The following is a 20,687-nucleotide window of genomic DNA, read 5'->3' on the forward strand; positions in this document are numbered from 1 at the left end:
CGCCAGCTCACAGCCCGGCCAGGCATTCGATTTCCATGCGGGCATCGTCCAACAGCTTGCCGGCGGCGAACGTGGTACGCGCCGGCAGGCGATCGGACGGGAAATAGCGGGTGTAGACGCTGTTCATCGCCGAAAAATCGTTGATGTCGGCAAGAATCACCGTGCACTTGGCCACCCTGTCCATTCCCAAGCCTCTGCTCTTGAGGGTATTGCGCAGGGTCTCAAGGGCCTGGGCCGTTTCTGCGCGAATGCCACCGCGCACGAGCTTGCCGCTTTCATCCTGCCCCAGCACCCCGGAGAGGTAGAGGGTTTGCCCCAGTTGCACGGTTTGCGAAAACGGCAGACCAGCGCCTGCCGGTACGTAAACCATCTTGGCCTGCTGTGGCCTGGCGGCCGCCGGCGCCAGGTACGACTGGGTGATCGCCGCGTATTTGCCGTTGTCTTTCAAGTTTTGCAGGGCACGGTTGAGGGCTTCCGTCAAAGCGGGGTCAGTCTTGCGTGTGGCAATCGCAACACCGCCGCCGAGCATTTCATCGACAATGCTGGGGCCCGCGAAGGCAAACGCAGCGCCTTTCGGGGTGTTCAACAAGGCTTCGGTGATTTCGATGGTGTTCTGCAAGGTCGCGTCCAACTCGCCTTTGAACAGGCTGGCGATCAACTCACCATTGAGGTTGAAGCTGCGTACCACCACGCCCTGGGGCGCCCAGCGTGCCTGGGCGAAGGCTTCCCGGCTGGTGCCGGCCAATACGCCGACACGCTTGCCCTTGAGCGATTGCGCATCGGGCAACAGATTGGCCCCGGTACGCGCTACCAGGCGGCTTTCCAATGGATAAAGCAGGTGGGTGAAGTCGAGGGTTTCGCGCCGCGCCGGGGTCGGCGTCATCGGCATGATTGCATCGAAGCGCCCGCTCTGCAGCGCCGCAATATTGGTGGCATAGGGCTGATCGACCCACACGCAGCGTGCGTTGAGTTCGGCACACAGCGCATTGCCCAATTCGATATCCAGGCCCTTGAGCTCGCCTCGCTCATCCCGGTACTCGAACGGTTTCACATCGGCTTCGACGCCAAAACGTATTTCGCTCCACGAAGCTGCAGGCGGCGGGGGAACCGCACATCCGCTCCCGGCAAACAATGCCAGGCTAAGCGCCAGTATTCGTCTAGTCATACAAACTGTCCTGCGCAAAGAGGGTGGGAGGCGTCGCGGCTCAACCGATCAGGCCCGAACGCACTCAACTTTCCAGAAGATAACTTTCCAGCAGACACTTTTTAGCAGGCACCCGACAATGTCCAAGCGCGACGTGTCCGTTTACCGCGTAGGGAATTTCCCAGAGACACCGAAAGGCATGGGTCCATCGTCACAGATCACTCAGCCATCACCCTGGGGAGCGAGCGCATCAAGGCGGTAAGGCTGGACGATCCGCTGGTACTCGCCGTTGTGCATCAACTGCTCAAGCGCGCCGTTGAGATCGCGCCGCAACGCGCTATCGGACTTGCGCACCGCGATCGCTACGCTGTTGCCAAGGAGGCTCGACGAGACAACCGGGCCGAGAAAGCCGAAATCCTGGCCAACAGCGGTGTCGAGCAGCACCTCGCGAATTTCCACGGTGCCTTGCAATGTAGCGTCGATATCCCCCGCCACCAGCGCGCGAATCAGTTGATCGTTGAGCCAGTAACTCTTGACCCTGACCCCCTTGGGGGCCCACTCGGCCAAGGCGAAGGCCTCGCGATTGCTGCCCAGCAACACGCCCACGCACTTGCCCTTGAGCGCGCGCGCGGAGGGCATCAGGCCGGAGTTTTTGCGCGCAACCAGGCGCGTGGTGAACGGATAGAGGTCGTCGGTGAAGCTCACCTGTCGGCGACGCTGCGGTGTCGGGGCGATGCCCATGATCGCGTCGAATTGCCTGGCCTCAAGGCCCGAGAAATTTTCTGACAACACCTGGTCGACCCAGGTGCACCGCACATTGAGCTGCTGGCACAAGGCACTGCCCAGTTCGATATGCAGCCCTACCAACTGGTCCTGCCGATTACGGCTTTGGAAGGGCGGAAATTGTGCGACGACGGCAAAACGGATTTCGTTTCGCGGCGAATCATCCGCCAGGGCGAAGGGAAAAATACCCGTCGATAGCGCTAAGGCAAACACTACGCAGGTGCGTATCTGGGCCACGGGAACGTCCTTTTCCAGAGAGATCGGCATGGGTAACGGCCCCTTTCAGGTGGGGCCATGGGCAAATGCCGTGCAAGCTTTCAAGAAACGGACGTGGACCTACAAGCGGAAATATCAGCCAGCTTTGTAGGCAAAGGCCGATAAAGTGCTCAGCCGAATATTCTCAACGTTTACCCATTGACCGACGCGTACCCGGTGGCGCCATGCCCGGCGACTTGGTGTGACCGTTTTTGGCACCGTTCTTGTACCAGGGCTGGGCAGTCTGCTTGGCGCCGGCCAGTTCACCCGGTTTGAACGGGAATTTGAACGGCGCAATCCCGGTTTTTTCAACGCCGTCAGCGCTGGCCGGATCGACGAGATTAGTCGCTTCAACAGGGGGTTGTGTCGGGGAAGTCATGGGGCGCTCCGGGCGTGCAAAAAATGATGCGAGGCCGGCTTGCGGGCCACGTTGGCGCGCAGTATACCTGCGCGGTTCAGATGTTTAAGCACGTCCGTACGAATGGTCGGTGTTTACTGACAGCGCTGTCAGTTAGCAGTCACCGTGCTGACCCGATTGCCCGGCTATAAAGAACGCTCACGTCTCCCTCCTTGCCCCGGCGCGCCTACCTGATGCCCAATCAACGCAAAACCGCTCTTGTCGTCGGCCTCCTCGCGGTGCTGGCCGTGACCGCCTGGGCCCTGACCCGCCCGGCCAAAACCCGGCTGGCAGCGCCCAGCGCCATACCCGTAAGGGTGGTGACCGTGGCGCAGCAGGACGTTCCGCGCTTTGTCAGCGGCATCGGCACGGTGCTGTCGTTGCACAGCGTGGTCATTCGGCCCCAGGTGGACGGCATTCTTACCCAATTGCTGGTCAAGGAAGGCCAACGGGTCAAGGCCGGCGACCTGCTTGCCACCCTCGACGACCGCTCGATCCGCGCCAGCCTCGCCCAGGCCAGGGCGCAATTGGGCGAGAACCAGGCCCAGTTGCAAGTGGCGTTGATCAACCTCAAGCGTTACAAGGAACTGAGCGTCGATAATGGCGTGTCGAAGCAGACCTATGACCAGCAACAGGCCCTGGTCAACCAGCTCAGGGCCACTGCGCAAGGCAACCAGGCGGCGATTGATGCGGCGCAGGTGCAGCTTTCCTACACGCAAATTCGTTCGCCGGTCAGCGGTCGCGTGGGGATTCGTACCGTCGACGAAGGAAACTTCCTGCGCACAAGCGACACTCAGGGATTGTTCTCGGTCACCCAGATCGACCCGATTGCCGTCGAGTTCTCCCTGCCGCAACAGATGCTGCCGACCTTGCAGGCCCTGATCGCTGCCCCCGACAAAGCCAGCGTCGACGCGTATCTGGGCGCCGACACCGACGGCCAGACCGGTGACCTGCTCGGCGCCGGCCACTTGAGCCTGATCGACAACCAGATCAGCTCCACCACCGGCACCCTGCGCGCCAAGGCCGAGTTCAATAACGCCACGCAACGCCTGTGGCCGGGTCAACTGGTGACCATCAAGATCCAGACCGCCCTCGACAAAAATGCCCTGGTGGTGCCGCCTACCGTGGTGCAACGCGGGCTGGACACGCACTTTGTGTACCGGGTCAACGCGGGCAAGGTTGAAGCGGTGCCCGTGCAAGTGACCTATCAGAACAGCGACCTCAACATCATCAAGGGCGTGCAGGTCGGCGACGTGCTGGTGAGCGACGGGCAATCGCGGCTCAAGGCCGGCGCCCAGGTGGACGTCCTCAAGGAGCCGCCGCAGGTGATCCAGACCGTCGATGCCAAGGTGCAGCCATGAAGTCGCCCTCGGCCTGGTGCGTCGACCACCCGGTCGCCACCCTGCTGCTGACTTTCGCCCTGGTGCTGCTCGGGATCATTGCCTTCCCGCGCCTGGCCATCGCCCCACTGCCGGAGGCGGAATTTCCGACGATCCAGGTCACCGCGCAACTGCCCGGCGCCAGCCCCGACACCATGGCCTCATCGGTGGCAACGCCACTGGAGGTGCAGTTCAGCGCCATCCCCGGCATGACCCAGATGACCTCCAGCAGCGCACTGGGCTCAAGCCTGCTGACCCTGCAGTTCACCCTCAGCAAGAGCATCGACACCGCCGCGCAGGAAGTGCAGGCGGCAATCAATACTGCAGCCGGCAAGTTGCCCCGTGACATGCCCAACCTGCCGACCTGGAAGAAGGTCAACCCGGCCGACAGCCCGGTGCTGATCCTCAGCGTCAGCTCCAGCAGCATGCCCGGCACCGAGCTGAGCGACTACGTGGAAACCCTGCTGGCGCGTCAGATCAGCCAGATCGACGGGGTCGGCCAGATCAATATCACCGGCCAGCAACGCCCGGCGATTCGTGTGCAGGCCTCGCCGGACAAACTCGCTGCCATCGGCCTGACCCTGGCCGACGTGCGCCTGGCCATCCAGCAGTCCAGCCTCAACCTGGCCAAGGGCGCGATCTACGGCAAGGACAGCGTGTCGACCCTGTCGACCAACGACCAGCTGTTTCAACCCGAGGACTACGCCCAACTGATTGTGTCCTACCGAAACGGTGCACCGGTTCAACTGCGCGACATCGCCAACGTTGTCAATGGTTCGGAAAACGCCTACGTGCAGGCCTGGTCCGGCGATACGCCCGGCGTCAACCTGGTGATCTCGCGCCAGCCCGGCGCCAACATCGTCGAGACCGTGGACCGCATCCAGGCCGAGTTGCCGCGCCTGGAGGCGATGTTGCCGGCGTCGGTGCAGGTCAGCGTGTTGACCGACCGCACCCGGACCATTCGCGCCTCGCTGCATGAAGTGGAAGTAACGCTGCTGATCGCCATCCTGCTGGTGGTGGCGGTGATGGCGCTGTTCCTGCGCCAGCTGTCGGCCACACTGATTGTGTCCAGCGTGCTGGGGGTGTCGCTGATCGCCAGTTTCGCCTTGATGTACCTGATGGGTTTCAGCCTGAACAACCTGACGCTGGTGGCGATCGTGATCGCCGTGGGCTTTGTGGTGGACGATGCAATCGTGGTGGTGGAGAACATCCACCGTCACCTCGAGGCCGGACTGGGCCAGCGTGAAGCGGCGATCAAGGGCGCCGGCGAGATCGGCTTTACCGTGGTGTCCATCAGCTTTTCGCTGGTGGCGGCGTTTATTCCGCTGTTGTTCATGGGCGGTGTGGTCGGGCGGCTGTTCAAGGAGTTCGCGCTGACGGCGACCTCGACCATCCTGATTTCGGTGGTGGTCTCGCTGACGCTGGCGCCCACCCTCGCCGCGCTGTTCATGCGCGCGCCCACGCACCCGGCCCACGACAAACCGGGCTTCAGCGAACGCCTGCTGGCCGGTTACGCGCGCAACCTGCGCCGCGCACTGGCCCATCAGCGCAGCATGGCGGCACTCTTTCTGGTAACGCTGGCGCTGGCCGTGATCGGCTACGTGTTTATCCCCAAGGGCTTTTTCCCGGTGCAGGACACCGGCTTTGTGCTCGGCACCAGCGAAGCAGCGGCCGACATGTCGTACCCGGACATGGTTGCCAAGCACAAGGCCCTGGCCGAGATCGTCAAGGACGACCCGGCGGTGCTGGCGTTTTCCCATTCGGTGGGCGTTACCGGCAGCAATCAGACCATCGCCAACGGCCGCTTCTGGATCGCCTTGAAGGACCGCGGCGAGCGCGATGTGTCCGCCAGCCAGTTCATCGACCGTATCCGCGCGAAACTGGCGAAGGTGCCGGGCATCGTCCTGTACCTGCGCGCGGGGCAGGACATCAACCTCAGCTCCGGCCCCAGTCGCGCCCAGTACCAGTACGTGCTCAAGAGCAACGACGGTGCGACGCTGAACACCTGGACCCAGCGGCTCACCGAAAAACTGCGTGGCAATCCGGCGTTTCGCGACCTGTCCAACGACCTGCAACTGGGCGGCAGCATCACCCACATCAGCATCGACCGCCAGGCCGCCGCGCGCTTCGGCCTCACCGCCACCGATGTCGACCAGGCGCTGTACGACGCGTTCGGCCAGCGCCAGATCAACGAGTTCCAGACCGAGACCAACCAGTACCAGGTGGTGCTGGAGCTGGACACTCGGCAACGCGGCAAGGCCGAAAGCCTCCACTACTTTTACCTGCGCTCGCCACTGACCAATGAAATGGTGCCGCTGTCGGCGCTGGCCAAGGTCGACGCGCCCACGGTCGGGCCGTTGTCGATCAGCCATGACGGCATGTTCCCGGCCGCCAACCTGTCGTTCAACCTTGCGCCCGGCGTGGCCCTGGGCGACGCGGTGATCATGCTTGAGCAGGCCAAGAATGAAATCGGTATGCCGACCACGATCATCGGCAACTTCCAGGGCGCGGCCCAGGCGTTCCAGAGTTCGCTGGCCAGCCAGCCCTGGCTGATCCTCGCGGCGCTGGTGGCGGTCTACATCATCCTGGGGGTGCTGTACGAAAGCTTCGTGCACCCACTGACGATTATTTCCACCTTGCCGTCAGCCGGGCTGGGGGCGCTGATCATGCTGACGTTGATGGGCCAGGACTTTTCGATCATGGCGCTGATCGGCCTGGTGCTGCTGATCGGTATCGTCAAGAAAAACGGCATCCTGATGATCGATTTCGCCCTGGAGGCACAACGTGTACGCGGCCTGCCGCCCCACGAGGCGATTTACGAGGCCTGTGTCACGCGGTTCCGGCCGATCATCATGACCACGCTCGCCGCCCTGCTCGGCGCCGTGCCGTTGATGCTGGGTGCCGGCCCCGGTGCCGAGTTGCGCCAGCCACTGGGCATCGCGGTGGTCGGCGGGTTGCTGGTGAGCCAGGCACTGACGCTGTTCACCACGCCGGTCATATACTTGTACCTCGAGAAGTTTTTCCACCGGCCCAAACCAGCTGCCGAGCTGGCGACCACACGCTGAGGCGGTGTCATGCGCGTCCTGATTATCGAAGATGAAGAAAAAACCGCGGACTACCTGCACCGCGGCCTCACCGAGCAAGGCTACACGGTGGACGTGGCGCGCGAGGGCGTCGAGGGTTTGCACCTGGCGCTGGAGAACGATTACGCGGTGATCGTGCTCGACGTGATGCTGCCCGGCCTCGACGGCTTCGGCGTGCTGCGGGCGTTGCGCGCGCGCAAGCAGACACCGGTGATCATGCTGACTGCCCGCGAACGTGTGGAAGACCGCATTCGCGGCCTGCGTGAAGGCGCCGACGATTACCTGGGCAAGCCGTTTTCCTTCCTTGAGCTGGTGGCGCGCCTGCAGGCGCTGACCCGGCGCAGCGGCGGCCACGAGCCGGTGCAGGTGACGGTCGCCGACCTGTGGATCGACCTGATCAGCCGCAAGGCCAGCCGCAACGGCGTGCGCCTGGACCTTACCGCCAAAGAGTTTTCGCTGCTCAGCGTGCTGGCCCGGCGCCAGGGTGAAATCCTCTCCAAGACGGCGATTGCCGAAATGGTCTGGGACATCAATTTCGACAGCGACGCCAACGTGGTCGAAGTGGCGATCAAGCGCCTGCGCGCCAAGCTCGACGGGCCGTTCGAGCACAAACTGCTGCACACCATTCGTGGCATGGGCTATGTGCTGGAGAACCGCAGTGTCGGTTAACTCGATTGCCGTGCGTCTGAGCGGCCTGTTCACCCTGGTGGCGGCGCTGATTTTTCTGTTGATTGGCGGCGTGCTGTATCAGCAGGTGGATCGCGGCCTGGGCCTGTTGCCAGGGGCGGAGCTGGACGCGCGTTACAGCGTGCTGGAGTCCTCGGTCAATCGCTTCGGCACGCCGGAGCACTGGGTGAAGATCCGCGCCAAGCTCAAGCTGCTCGGTGAAGAAGACAAGCGCATCCGCTTTTGGGTGGTCAGCAGTGACCCCAACTACGAGTACGGCGAACCGGACGCGCAGATTCGCGCATTCGCCGCAGGCCCCGTCGGCAAGCGCGATTTGCGCCTGCCGGGCCATGCCTACCCGTTCAAAGTGCTGGTGAGCCAGTTCGCCGCCCGGGACCAGCGCCCGCCGCTGCGTTTCATGATTGCCATCGACACCGAGAACTTTCGCGCCACCCAGCACCACCTGCTGGTGGCATTGGTCAGCCTGGCGCTGGCCGGCGTGGTGCTGGCCTCGCTGCTGGGTTTCTGGGTGGCGCGTATCGGCCTCAAGCCGCTGGAAAGGCTCTCGGGCGAAGCGCGCAAGCTGGCGCCGCCCAAACTTTCCGGACGCCTGCAACTGTCGCCGCTGCCGCCGGAGCTGAGTCAGTTCGTCAACTCGTTCAACGCCACCCTCGACCGCGTCGAACAGGCCTATTCACGCCTGGAATCGTTCAATGCCGACGTGGCCCACGAGCTGCGCTCACCGCTGACCAACCTGATCGGCCAGACCCAGGTGGCCCTTACACGCGGCCGCTCGGCCGAGCATTACTTCGAGGTGCTGCAATCGAACCTGGAAGAGCTCGAGCGTCTGCGTTCGATCATCAACGACATGCTGTTCCTGGCCAGCGCCGACCAGGGCAGCAAGGCCACCAAACTGATCGAAAGCTCCCTGGCCAATGAAGTTGCGACCACGCTCGACTACCTGGACTTCATCCTCGAAGACGCCCAGGTGCAGGTGCGGGTACAGGGCGACGCCCAGGTGCAGATTGAAAAAGCCCACCTGCGCCGTGCACTGATCAACCTGCTGAGTAATGCGGTGCAACACACCACGCCGGGACAGGTCATTGAGGTCAATATCGATGTGCAACAGGATCACGTGGTGATTGGCGTGACCAACCCCGGCGAGGCGATTGCCGACGAGCATCTGCCACGGCTGTTCGAGCGTTTCTATCGGGTGGACGCGTCGCGCAGCAACAGCGGGGCCAATCACGGGCTGGGGCTGGCCATCGTCAAGGCGATTGCGTTGATGCACGGCGGCGATGTGTTCGTGCGCAGCGAAAGTGGTGCGAATACCTTCGGCATCACCCTGCCCCTCTAAGCACTGTTGCGGTTTGGGCAACAGTCATTATCTTGTTACACTCCTCGCTTCCAAAAGCCGCTGCTCTTCAGCGGTTTTTTTTTGCCATCCATTCAGGAGCCCACCGGTGCAGACCTCGCTCACCCCGTTATTCCTCGCCATTGCAGCAACGATCAGCCCCCTTGCCCACGCAGCCGATACCACTCCCGCCGACGGCTTCGTCGAAGGCTCCAGCCTCACGCTCAATGCCCGCAACTACTACATGAACCGCGACCGTCGCGACATTCATACCGACGACAGCAAGGAGTGGGGCCAGGGCTTTCTCGGCACGTTCGAATCAGGTTATACCCAGGGCCCCGTGGGTTTTGGCCTCGACGCCCATGCCATGCTCGGCCTCAAGCTGGACGGCGGTGGTGGCACCGACGGTTCCAGCATCCTTCCCTACGGCGGCGGCAACGGCAAGGCGCCCGGCGCGTTCTCGACCGCTGGCGGCACCCTGAAAATGCGCGCGTTCGATACGGAGCTCAAGGCCGGCGACCTGTTCCTCAACAACCCGGTGATCGCCGGCGGCATGACCCGTATGCTGCCCCAGACCTTCCGTGGCGTCAGCCTGACCAACCACAGCATCGACGGCTGGCTGCTCGAAGGCGGCCAGGCCAGTTTCACCAAGCCCTACAACCAGAGCGGCCACCGACGCATCGGCACCAGTTACGGCGCGCTGCCGCTGAACACCGACAGCCAGCACCTGAACTGGGCGGGCGTATCGTTCAGCGCCATTCCCAGTGTAACCAGCAACCTCTATGCCTCCGAACTCAAGGACGTATGGCAGCAGTACTACTACGACCTGGACTACACCTATGTGGTGAACGAGATGATCAGTCTCAATCCCGGCCTGCACTATTACCATACCCAGGACACCGGACAGTCGCTGCTGGGGGCTATCGACAACAACACCTACAGCCTGCACTTCACCGTCGCTGCCGGCCATCACAGCGTCACTGCCGCGTACCAGCGGGTCAACGGCAACACCCCGTTCGACTACATTGCCCAGGGCGACAGCGTGTTCCTCGACAACTCCCAGCAGTACTCGGACTTCAACGGCCCCAACGAACGCTCGTGGAAACTCAAGTACGCCTATAACTTCGGTGGCCTGGGCCTGCCCGGCCTGACCTCGGCCGTGTCCTACATCAGCGGCCAGACCGACCTGACCAGCGTCGACCCGCAGAGCCGTGGCTACAGCGCGTGGTACAGCGCCGACGGCAAGGATGCCAGGCACTGGGAACGGGATATCGATTTGAAGTATGTGGTGCAGAGCGGCAAGGCCAAGGACCTCGCCGTGCGTCTGCAATGGGCTACCCACCGGGGTAGCAACGGCTACTCGGCGGTGGACCGGGACGTGGATGAGTACCGCATGATTCTCGACTATCCATTCGAAGTGTTCTGACGCACCAAATCTTTCTTTTTAGCAGAGCATTCACTTTTTATCGGGTAGAACTAAACTGCCAGCATCTGCGCTGCTGAAGTCTGCCCGATGAATAAACGCTCTGGTCGCACCCCGCCTGCTCGCCCGGAACTGTTGCTGATGTTGGGCAGCGGTCTTACCGTCGCGCTGATTATGATCATCGTCACGGCGCTGTTGATCCGTGAGCATGCCAGCACGCTGATGGCGGCCACGCGCTCGACCACCAACATTGCCCAGTTGATCAATGCCGATGTGCTGCGCAACGTCGAGCTGTACGACCTGGCCCTCACCGGTTTGATCGAGGCCAGGCAGCGCGGAGACTTGTCCGGGGTAGCCGCGGACATTCGCCATCGGCTGCAGTTTGATCTGTCTACTGCCGCGCCTTACAAGGGCGAAGTGCTGTTACTGGACGCCAAGGGCGACGTGATCGCGGACTCCTCGACCCTCAAGCCCACGCCGCGTAATTTTGCCAAACGTGATTATTTCCAGGCGCACGCCAGCGACGCAAAGACCGGCTTGTTCATCAGCCGCCCTTTCAGGATTCACTGCAACTGCGACCAGGTCTGGCGCATGGCATTCAGCCGGCGTGTGTCGGGGCCCAACGGTGAGTTCGCCGGCGTCGCGGTGGCGACCATGCGCCTGGCCTACTTCGACCAGTTGTTCAGCAGCCTGACCATCGGCAACGGCAGCAGCATCAACCTGTTGAGCAGCAAAGGCGTCCTGTTGGCCCAACAGCCGCTGATGGAGCGCGACATGATCGACAAGGACCTGAGCGACCGTCCCAACTTCAAGCGAATACTGCGTGAGGGCATGGGCAGTTTCCAGGCGATTTCCGCCATCAGCGGCAAGGAGCGCCTGTACACCTTCACCAGTGTCGGCGCGCTGCCACTGATCGTGGTGGTGGCGCTGTCCAGCGAGGATGTCTTCGCCCAATGGCACCGCGCGGCGCTGCTGACCGGTGGGGCCACCGGCATATTGTGCATTGGCGTGCTGTGGCTGAGCTGGATGCTGCGCCGCGAACTGCGACGTCGGCATCGCGCCGAACGCGTGCTGTCGGAACTGGCCGCCACCGATGCGCTGACCGGTCTGCCCAACCGTCGCATTCTCGATGAGCGCCTGCGCCTGGAATGGGACCGCGCCCAGCGCTCAACCGAGTCGCTTACGCTGCTGATGATCGATGTGGACCACTTCAAGGCCTTCAATGACCGGCATGGCCATAACGGCGGCGACGAGGCACTGCGCAACGTGGCCCAGGTGATCGGCAGCAACATTCGTCGCCCGGCCGATCTGGCGGCGCGCTATGGCGGGGAAGAGTTTGCAGTGGTGCTGCCGCATACCGACGCCAAGGGCGCCTGGGTGATTGCCGAGCATATCCGCAGCGGCGTGGAGCATTTGCCCAGGGTGGCCGAAGATGGCCGCCCCATCACCGTGAGCATCGGCATGAGCACCTGGAACAAGCGCAGTCGAACCTCCCTGGAGGCGTTGCTGCTCAGTGCGGATCAGGCGTTGTATGAAGCCAAGCACACGGGCCGCAACCGGATTGTGGATGCTGCAGCCCTGGGTTGAAAAACGCCTGCCTTTGGCACAGGCGTTTTCTGAGTGCCGGCGTTTAAACCGTATAGCTGGCGTCGGCAGAGAACCTGACATAGGGTTGGGCTGCAACGGAAGCGCTGAGACTGACCGGCCAATCGCGGGGTAACAACGACACGCCGACGCTAAGGTCCCCGTCCACCCGCACTCCGGGTGACACGGACACTTCAGTTTTGGGGGGCGTCTTGCTCGCAAGGTCAGTGCTGAACGTCACTTTGTACTTGACCGTAACACCCGGTGAGACCCTGGCCCCCGCATTGACCGTAATAGGACCGGCCTGGGCGTTCGCGTTGACGGACGTTCGCGGCAGGAAGCTGTAACTGTTGGAGATGGACACCGTTTTATCAAAGTTCTGCGTTATCGTCGGCCTTCCAGCAGGTGTCATTTCGAACTTGACGCCTGGACCGCCGAGCTTGAACTCTTGCTGCGTCTGATGCGTAAAAGCCTGATCCACCCCAGCGCCAGCGCCAAATCCCGAGGCTGAAACACGGCCCTGCACCCCACCATTAAGCCCAATACGCTGGGTAGTTGTCAGTGCTGGATTGAGATTGGCGCTTACGTTAAATGAAAGGTCCGGATTCAGATTGAAGCTGGCCTGCGGAGCATTGAACGTAAACCACTTGGAAGCACTGCCGCCGCCCCTCACGCCAATCCCCGTCCCCAGGATATTGGGAATGCCAGCCGTTAAATCGGCGTTCAGTTCGAGCTGCATCTTGGGCGTTACGCTGACATTGAGGCCGCCCGCATCGTTTGGACGCAAGACGATTTCGGGTAGAAACTTCGCCGTCGCGCTTGCACCCACGCTCGGGCCGCCAGGCAACGGAGTGATTCTGGCCGCAATGGTGGCAGACGTAGCGGGCACAAAAGTGACGGTGGGAATGGGTTGAAACTTAGCCTCGCCTCCAAACACATTGGCGGTATAGGGGGCAGTGAAGGCCCGCGAAGGGTGTTGTTTATTCACCTCACTATTGTTTTGTGGCTGTGGGGTAGGCGAACGATACGGAGAATTTGCAGAAATCTGGTTCATGGCTAATACACTCGCTTTATTGGTTTGTGCAGCCCCTGATGAATTGACGATTAACTATTCGAATGTCGTAATTCAACGGGTCTACGCAAACTATGTGGGACACAGCGAAGTAACAGTTCCTACAAATACTGCGTAGGTAGTTTCAACAAATGTCACGAGGAAGACGTGCTTGCACCCGAGATCGATACCGTTCTGTCGAAATTGCTGGATATTCTTGGCTGGCCGGTGGAACTCAACTGAAACTGAACGCCCGGTCCACCGACTTTTAACTGCTGGGCAAGACTGTGTGAAAAACGCTGATCCGCACCGACACTGACAGCGCCCGCACCAAAGTTCGCGCCAGCATTCACGCTTAATGTTTGCTCACTGCCAAACGTGGGATGTAAATCGGCCTTGGCTTTGAATACGCCCGTCGGTTCGAGATTGGCCCTGAATTGCGGAGCACCAAACGTAAACTTCTGTGCGCCACCCAGCCCCCCATTCACGCCCAGTCCAGTATTAAAGATATTCGTCAGGCCTGCACGGACGGCTCCGCTTAATTCCACTTCCAGCCGTGGAGCGAAGCCCACAGTGACGCCGCCAGTGTCTGTCGGGCTGATCCTGATCAACGGATCGAATCGAATGGTCTTGCTGGCGCCCGCGCTGACAAGACCAGGAATCAGGTTGGCTGTCGCATTGAGCGTGAGATAAGTCTTAGGGCGAAAAACAAGCGTGGGGATTGGCTGAAACGAGGCCTGGCCACCGAAAACATTCGCGGTATAGGCGGCAGTCAAAGCGCGCGGTGCCTGGATGGCGTCGGAATTTATTTGCTGTTTTCCTATATCGCCCTCAATGCGTGACCGAATATTAGCGGGACGACAAATTTGAGCTGCAGACACGCCATTCATAAACAACCTCTTTAGTTGTTACTAATAGTTTATTTTCCATATCGACCTTTATCCAACATTCACACTCCATTAATAGCTCATCCCTACTTGCATATTGGATTATTCGACGATCTGATATTTAACTTGTGGTACGTATAGCTGTATCAGTTCCCACAAAAACAATGACTGCTTTCAAAAAAATATCATCTGCGCCGAATTTTCAGATCGAGTAGGAGGCGGGATTACTCCCGCCGTCCTCTCACACCACCGTACGTACGGTTCCGTATACGGCGGTTCAGGCTATGCGGTTGAGTCGGTTTATCGTATCCAGTATCGAGACCAGCCCGAGTTGATCCCAAAGTTTCTTCGGTAGCGCCTGATTCATGTGGGGCGCTCCCGAGTTCCACCATGGGCCTCGGCCATTGGACGCTGATGTGTAAGCGCGTCCTTCGTCGAGCCCCAGGCGCATCAAGTTGCGCGCCCTCGTCGAGGGCTGCTTCCATTGACGCCATACGGCGCAGCGAAGTTTGTGGCGCACCCAGCCATCAAGTTTATCCAGCGCTCGCTTGCCTTGGGTTAACTTGAAGTACCCAGCCCAACCGCGCAGTACGGGGTTTATCCGCTCGATGACATATGCCATCTTGCGGCCTCGCGCGCCGCGTAGCAGCTCTGCGAGTCGGTCGCGCAAGCGACCCAGACTCATCGTCGCCACCCTCAGTCTCGGCTGTTGATGCCAGCTCATCCCATAGCCCAAGTAATCACACACCCATGACCCGGCTACCCGGCTCTTTTCTCGATTCAGCGTCAGTCTCAAACGCTGCCTCAAGAACCGCTCGACGCCTGTCATCACTCGTTCACCCGCACGACGACTGCGCACATAAATGTTCGCATCGTCAGCGTAGCGTACGAAACGATGGCCTCGCCGTTCCAATTCACGATCGAGTTCGTTGAGCAGGATGTTCGACAGCAACGGCGAGAGCGGGCCGCCTTGCGGCGTCCCTTCCTGCCGGCGACTGGCGATCCCGCCTGACATCGATCCCGCTTCGAGATAACGCCGGATCAGCGTGAGCACACGCTTGTCTGCGATTTGACGCTCAACATAAGCCATCAAGACATCGTGGTTGACCCGATCAAAGAACTTCTCAAGATCGAGTTCCACGCACCAGCGGTAGCCTGCCGCCACATGGGCGCGGGCTGTTTCGATGGCCTGATGAGCGCTTCTGCCCGGACGAAAACCGTAGCTATGGTCCGAGAACAGAGGGTCGAAGATCGGTGTGAGCTGTTGCAGCAGAGCCTGTTGGATCAGGCGATCCACGACGCAGGGGATACCCAACTGGCGGGTGCCGCCTTTGGGTTTGGGGATTTCGACGGCGCGCACACCTTGCGGGTGATACTCGCCAGCCAGCAACCGAGCTTTGAGGATCGGCCAATACTGTTTCACGTGGTCCGCTAATTGGTCGACCGTCATGCCATCGGCACCCGGTGCGCCCTTGTTGCTGACCACACGTTGATACGCACGTCTGAGGTTGGCAGGTGCAAGCACCCGTTCCATCAGCGTGTCCGGCTCCGCGTTCGTCCACGTCACAGACGCCGTCGGTACCTGTGCGCTGTCAGCCGTCATCCTCGGATTCTGTCCGGGACTCGGAGTAACAGTCTTCTCTGGGAGAAATTTCTGCATTCCGGTATTCAACGAGACTCTGACGCCTACTGGCGACATAACCTGTTCAGCCCTTGGTGACGTGGTTATTCGTCACTTACTACGGCCTCGGCTGACTTCTGCACGCTCATCCCGTCGCCTCGCGGCGCTCGGTAGCACAGTGGCAAACGCACAGATCTCCCAGGGTAATTCGCGCGACCTTCCTGCTTATGCCTGTCGGATCTACGTCACAGCTTTCCGTGCAAGTATTGGGCTTTGGCAATTCTGGCTACCTTACCCCGCTGCACCGCCTAATCCGCTTCCTGTTCGTCAGGCCAACAGTTTGCCTCGGGCTTCCTTCAGATTCGCAGTCACCCGCGACACCCTTGCCTCTGGCTAACACTTCCCCTTGCCGGGTGTGTAGAGGACTTTCACCTCCAAGTCACCAGCGTGGCCACCACAGCCAAACTGGTTGCGCTTCGCGCAACGCGCCATGCCTGGCGCACCAAAAAAAAGGCCACCCGAAGGCAGCCTTTAAAAACTAAAGAAAGAGAGTTGTTACTTACACCGCCGCAACGGGACGCATGTAAGAGATCGGTGCGGTGCTGGCATCTTCGAAGGTCACGACTTCCCAGGCGTCTGTCTGCTCAATCAACTTGCGCAGCAGCTGGTTATTAAGGGCGTGGCCCGACTTGAAGCCTTTGAACTCGCCTATCAGGCTATTGCCCAGCAGGTAGAGGTCACCGATTGCATCGAGGATCTTGTGCTTCACGAATTCGTCTTCGTAGCGAAGGCCGTCTTCGTTCAGTACACCGTCCGCGTCGACCACAATGGCATTTTCAACGCTGCCGCCGAGTGCGAGGTTGTGCTTGCGCAGGTACTCGATGTCACTCATGAAACCAAAGGTACGGGCGCGGCTGACTTCTTTTACGAACGAAGTGCTGGAAAAATCCACGCTTGCACTTTGTGTGCGGTCACGGAATACCGGGTGATCGAAATCGATCTCAAAGCTCACTTTAAAGCCTTCGAACGGGACGAAGGTGGCGCGCTTGTCGCCGTCTTCTACTGTCACTTCCCGCAGAATGCGAATGAACTTCTTGGCTGCGTCCTGTTCTTCCAGGCCGGCAGATTGAATCAGGAATACGAAGGGTCCAGCGCTGCCATCCATGATCGGGACTTCGGACGCGGAGAGCTCGACGTAGGCGTTATCGATGCCCAGACCGGCCATGGCCGAGAGCAAGTGCTCCACCGTGTCCACCTTGACGTCACCGTTGACCAACGTGGTCGACATGGTTGTTTCGCCAACGTTTTCCGCGCGCGCAGGTATCTGCACGACAGGGTCCAGGTCGGCACGCACAAACACGATGCCGGTGTCGACAGGTGCAGGCTTGAGGGTCAGGTAGACCTTTTCCCCGGAGTGCAGACCTACACCTGTGGCACGAATAATATTCTTCAGAGTGCGTTGTTTAATCATGGCTTGGACCGCTTCAGCGCAAATTGCGAACTGGTATCAACAAAGGCTGGCGATAATAGCAGACCAGACCTTTGCTGAACACCAATCACCTTCATAGCCCTGATACATTCCATTAATCGGCCTGACGACGCAGGAATGCCGGGATGTCCAGGTAATCCAGATCATCTTGCGGATTCGGGCTACGGGACGCAGCAGCACCGGCCTGAGCCTGGTTGCGCATCACGGTCGGACGGTCCAGGTCACGGTAATTCACCGACGGCAGTTCCTGGCGCGCAGGCGCTGGAGCGGCAGCCGACTGGCTCGCCTGGCTGCTGTGCAGGGTGTTGTCGATGACCTTCACAGGCTTCTCGATTTTCGCACCCAGGCCGGTGGCAACCACGGTTACGTGCAGCTCGTCGCGCATGTCCGGATCGATAACGGTACCGACCTTGACCATGGCGTGCTCGGACGCGAAGGCTTCGATGATGCTACCCACGTCGGAGTACTCACCCAGGGACAGGTCAGGGCCGGCAGTGATATTCACCAGGATGCCGCGTGCACCTTGCAGGTTCACGTCTTCGAGCAGCGGGTTGCGGATGGCCGCTTCGGTGGCTTCACGCGCACGGTTCGGACCGCTGGCGCAGCCAGTGCCCATCATCGCCATGCCCATTTCGCTCATGACGGTACGTACGTCGGCAAAGTCGACGTTGATCATGCCTGGACGCTTGATGATGTCGGAAATACCGCGCACGGCACCGGCCAGTACATCGTCAGCCTTGGCGAACGCGGACAGCAGGCTTGCGTCCTTGCCCAGGATGGTCAGCAGCTTCTCGTTGGGGATGGTGATCAACGAGTCGACGCTTTCAGACAGCAGACGGATACCTTCGTCGGCGATCTGCATGCGCTTGCGGCCTTCGAACGGGAACGGACGCGTTACCACGGCAACGGTCAGAATGCCCATTTCCTTGGCCACTTCGGCAATGATCGGCGCAGCACCGGTACCGGTACCGCCGCCCATGCCGGTGGTGATGAACACCATGTTGGTGCCTTGCAGCACTTCGGCAATACGCTCGCGGTCTTCCAGGGCGGCCTGACGGCCGACTTCCGGATTGGCGCCAGCGCCGAGGCCCTTGGTCACGGCTGTGCCCAATTGCAGGATGGTCCGCGCGCCGATGCTTTTCAGCGCCTGGGCATCAGTGTTGGCGCAGATGAATTCAACGCCTTCAATGTTGCTCTTGACCATATGGTTGACAGCGTTACCGCCGCCACCGCCGACACCGATTACTTTGATAACCGGGCTAGCGGGGATGTTGTCTACGAGTTCGAACATGTTCCCTCTCCTTTCATTTTCTCTAGTTTTTTCGCCTACTGCTTTACATCAGCTACAAGTTGCAAGCCATGAGCTTGCAAGCTTGAAGCGTGTTACTTGAAGCTTAAAACTTGTCGCTTGAAGCTAACTTCGTCAGAAGTTTCCTTTGACCCAAGCCTGCAAGCGCTCGAACAACGGTGCTTTCGCTTCGTCGTCGCTGCGGTAGCTGTCGCGGATACTCGGGCCCGACATGGAGATGCCGTCGGTCTGCTTTTGCAGCCCGTACAACAGCAAGCCCACACCGGTGGAATAAATCGGGTTGCGCACAACATCGCCGAGGCCTTTGACGCCATGGGGCACGCCCAGGCGCACCGGCATGTGGAAGATTTCCTCGGCCAGTTCGACCGCGCCTTCCATCTTCGAGGTGCCACCGGTCAGCACGATGCCGGCCGGGATCAGATCTTCGTAGCCGCTGCGGCGCAGTTCAGCCTGAATCAGGGTGAACAGCTCGTCGTAGCGCGGCTCGACCACTTCGGCCAGGGCCTGGCGCGACAGCTCACGCGGTGGCCGGTCGCCCACGCTCGGCACCTTGATGGTCTCGCCGGCGCCGGCCAGTTTGGCCAGAGCGCAGGCGTAGCGAATCTTGATTTCTTCGGCGTACTGGGTCGGTGTACGCAACGCCATCGCGATGTCGTTGGTGACCTGATCGCCCGCAATCGGGATCACGGCGGTGTGACGGATCGCACCCTCGGTGAAGATTGCAATGTCAGTGGTGCCGCCGCCGATATCGACCAGGCACACGCCCAGTTCTTTCTCGTCGTCGGTGAGTACCGAATACGCCGAAGCCAGTTGCTCCAGAATGATGTCGTCGATTTCCAGGCCGCAGCGACGCACACATTTTTCAATGTTCTGTGCGGCGTTGACGGCGCAGGTCACCACGTGGACCTTGGCTTCCAGACGCACGCCCGACATGCCCAGGGGCTCACGCACGCCTTCCTGGTTATCGATCACGTAGTCCTGCGGCAGGGTGTGCAGCACACGCTGGTCCGCCGGGATCGCCACGGCCTGGGCAGCGTCGAGTACGCGCTCAAGGTCGGCGGCGCTGACCTCACGGTCGCGGATCGCCACGATGCCGTGGGAGTTCAGGCTGCGGATATGGTTGCCGGCCACGCCGACGAACGCCGAGTGAATTCGGCAACCGGCCATCAGTTGCGCTTCTTCGATGGCGCGCTGGATCGACTGCACGGTGGACTCGATGTTCACCACCACGCCCTTCTTCAGGCCCCGGGACGGATGCGTGCCAATACCGACGATCTCGATCACGCCGTCTTCACCGACCTCACCGACCAGCGCCACCACCTTGGAGGTGCCGATATCGAGACCGACGATCATTTTGCCGCTTTGCACGTTTGCCATGGGTCCTGCCTCTTCTTAATTCTTCGCGACAGCGGGTTTGTCTGTCGTCGGCGCAGCCGGTTCACGCCAGCCGACGGCAAGGCCGTTGGCGTAACGCAGGTCGACGCTCGCAATGTTCGTAATCTGTTCTTTCAAGGTCTTGTCGTAGATGGCAATGAAACGGCGCATCTTCTCCACCAAGCGGTCGCGTCCCAGCAACAACTCGATACCCGGGCCGGAACTGCCTGCCCCGGTGGTCAAAAACCAGCTGCCCCGCTCACGCAGTTCCAGGCGTGCAATGGAGAAGCCCAGCGGCCGCAGCATCTGGCTCAAGGCCTGGTACTGCTGCATCACTTGCTGTTGCGCCCGCTGCGGCCCGAACAGCTGCGGCAGATGCTCATAGTTGGCCAGCTCACGCGGGGTAAACGCCTGGCCCTGGTTGTTCAGCAGCGCCTCGTTGCCCCAACGCGCCACCGGCAATTGTTCTTCCAGGCGTATCGTCACCTGGTCCGGCCAGACGCGGCGCACCTCGGCGTGGGCGATCCACGGCATCTGCTCCAGCTCCGAGCGCATCCCGGCCAGGTCGATGGTAAAGAAGCTCGCCGCCAGGTACGGGCCGATGCGCTGCTGTACCGCCTGCTGGCTGATGTAACTCAAGTCACCCTGCACGCTGATTTTGGTGATCGGCCGGTCGGCATACGGCAACAGCCGCTGCGCACCTTCATAGGTGCCAAAGCCCAGCACCACCAGCAGCACCGGCCAGAACAGCGCCTTGAGGAAAGCAAAATTGGCTTTCGGCAGGCGCGCCGACATCGGCTCTTTAGCCACCATGCGGCTGGCACCCCGTGGCACCGGCTTGCGGCTCGGTGCTTGGGAGGGCTGATGACGAAGCGATGCGCCTTTCAT

At 60.8% G+C, this 20,687-nt stretch carries 16 protein-coding genes; 6 read left to right on the forward strand and 10 right to left on the reverse strand.

Annotation, left to right across the window (positions count from 1 at the left end; translation table 11 throughout):
• Window positions 1-7: 7 nt before the first annotated feature.
• From ACXX81_RS17950 to ACXX81_RS17960, 3 genes are all read right to left on the reverse strand, one after another.
• Window positions 8-1,165 (reverse strand): transporter substrate-binding domain-containing protein, encoded by a 1,158-nt coding sequence (locus tag ACXX81_RS17950; protein ID WP_458572148.1) that lies wholly within the window; start codon window positions 1,163-1,165, stop codon window positions 8-10.
• Between the two features lie 201 nt (window positions 1,166-1,366).
• On the reverse strand, window positions 1,367-2,194 hold the full coding sequence (locus tag ACXX81_RS17955; RefSeq protein WP_231422993.1) for a transporter substrate-binding domain-containing protein: 828 nt from the start codon (window positions 2,192-2,194) through the stop codon (window positions 1,367-1,369).
• Between the two features lie 133 nt (window positions 2,195-2,327).
• On the reverse strand, window positions 2,328-2,561 hold the full coding sequence (locus ACXX81_RS17960) for a hypothetical protein (RefSeq protein WP_209988770.1): 234 nt from the start codon (window positions 2,559-2,561) through the stop codon (window positions 2,328-2,330).
• A gap of 212 nt (window positions 2,562-2,773) precedes the next feature.
• Here ACXX81_RS17960 and ACXX81_RS17965 point away from each other — a divergent pair, with 212 nt between their 5' ends.
• The 6 genes from ACXX81_RS17965 to ACXX81_RS17990 all read left to right on the forward strand — a co-directional run bounded on the left by ACXX81_RS17965 (window position 2,774) and on the right by ACXX81_RS17990 (window position 12,071).
• Window positions 2,774-3,940 (forward strand): efflux RND transporter periplasmic adaptor subunit, encoded by a 1,167-nt coding sequence (locus ACXX81_RS17965; RefSeq protein ID WP_458572149.1) that lies wholly within the window; start codon window positions 2,774-2,776, stop codon window positions 3,938-3,940.
• Window positions 3,937-7,023, forward strand: a complete 3,087-nt coding sequence (locus ACXX81_RS17970) for a multidrug efflux RND transporter permease subunit (RefSeq protein WP_458572150.1) — start codon at window positions 3,937-3,939, stop codon at window positions 7,021-7,023. The genes ACXX81_RS17965 and ACXX81_RS17970 overlap by 4 nt, the downstream gene beginning before the upstream one ends.
• 9 nt (window positions 7,024-7,032) lie before the next feature.
• A complete protein-coding gene (locus ACXX81_RS17975; protein WP_004371973.1) occupies window positions 7,033-7,710 on the forward strand; it encodes a heavy metal response regulator transcription factor in 678 nt (225 codons plus the stop codon).
• Window positions 7,700-9,064 carry a heavy metal sensor histidine kinase gene (locus ACXX81_RS17980; protein ID WP_209988763.1) on the forward strand — a complete coding sequence of 455 codons (1,365 nt, stop codon included), beginning with the start codon at window positions 7,700-7,702 and terminating at the stop codon, window positions 9,062-9,064. The genes ACXX81_RS17975 and ACXX81_RS17980 overlap by 11 nt, the downstream gene beginning before the upstream one ends.
• 106 nt (window positions 9,065-9,170) lie before the next feature.
• Window positions 9,171-10,487, forward strand: a complete 1,317-nt coding sequence (locus tag ACXX81_RS17985; protein WP_209988759.1) for an OprD family porin — start codon at window positions 9,171-9,173, stop codon at window positions 10,485-10,487.
• A gap of 87 nt (window positions 10,488-10,574) precedes the next feature.
• Window positions 10,575-12,071 carry a sensor domain-containing diguanylate cyclase gene (locus tag ACXX81_RS17990; RefSeq protein ID WP_458572151.1) on the forward strand — a complete coding sequence of 499 codons (1,497 nt, stop codon included), beginning with the start codon at window positions 10,575-10,577 and terminating at the stop codon, window positions 12,069-12,071.
• Window positions 12,072-12,114: 43 nt separating this feature from the next.
• Here ACXX81_RS17990 and ACXX81_RS17995 read toward each other — a convergent pair whose 3' ends face one another.
• From ACXX81_RS17995 to ACXX81_RS18025, 7 genes are all read right to left on the reverse strand, one after another.
• The gene (locus tag ACXX81_RS17995) at window positions 12,115-13,122 is read right to left on the reverse strand and encodes a hypothetical protein (protein WP_458572152.1); all 1,008 of its coding nucleotides are present in this window, start codon (window positions 13,120-13,122) and stop codon (window positions 12,115-12,117) included.
• A gap of 152 nt (window positions 13,123-13,274) precedes the next feature.
• Complete coding sequence (locus ACXX81_RS18000; RefSeq protein WP_245229093.1) at window positions 13,275-14,009, reverse strand: hypothetical protein; 735 nt, start codon at window positions 14,007-14,009, stop codon at window positions 13,275-13,277.
• A 274-nt stretch (window positions 14,010-14,283) separates the two neighbouring features.
• Complete coding sequence (ltrA, locus tag ACXX81_RS18005; RefSeq protein ID WP_458572153.1) at window positions 14,284-15,705, reverse strand: group II intron reverse transcriptase/maturase; 1,422 nt, start codon at window positions 15,703-15,705, stop codon at window positions 14,284-14,286.
• Window positions 15,706-16,186: 481 nt separating this feature from the next.
• Window positions 16,187-17,098: a UDP-3-O-acyl-N-acetylglucosamine deacetylase gene (gene lpxC / locus ACXX81_RS18010; RefSeq protein ID WP_003171886.1), complete on the reverse strand. Its 912-nt coding sequence runs from the start codon at window positions 17,096-17,098 to the stop codon at window positions 16,187-16,189.
• Window positions 17,099-17,210: 112 nt separating this feature from the next.
• Window positions 17,211-18,407, reverse strand: a complete 1,197-nt coding sequence (gene ftsZ / locus ACXX81_RS18015; protein ID WP_057006829.1) for a cell division protein FtsZ — start codon at window positions 18,405-18,407, stop codon at window positions 17,211-17,213.
• Window positions 18,408-18,539: 132 nt separating this feature from the next.
• A complete protein-coding gene (ftsA, locus tag ACXX81_RS18020; RefSeq protein WP_057006830.1) occupies window positions 18,540-19,802 on the reverse strand; it encodes a cell division protein FtsA in 1,263 nt (420 codons plus the stop codon).
• Between the two features lie 15 nt (window positions 19,803-19,817).
• Complete coding sequence (locus ACXX81_RS18025; RefSeq protein WP_231422546.1) at window positions 19,818-20,687, reverse strand: cell division protein FtsQ/DivIB; 870 nt, start codon at window positions 20,685-20,687, stop codon at window positions 19,818-19,820.

This window comes from Pseudomonas sp. GNP013 (assembly GCF_054343995.1).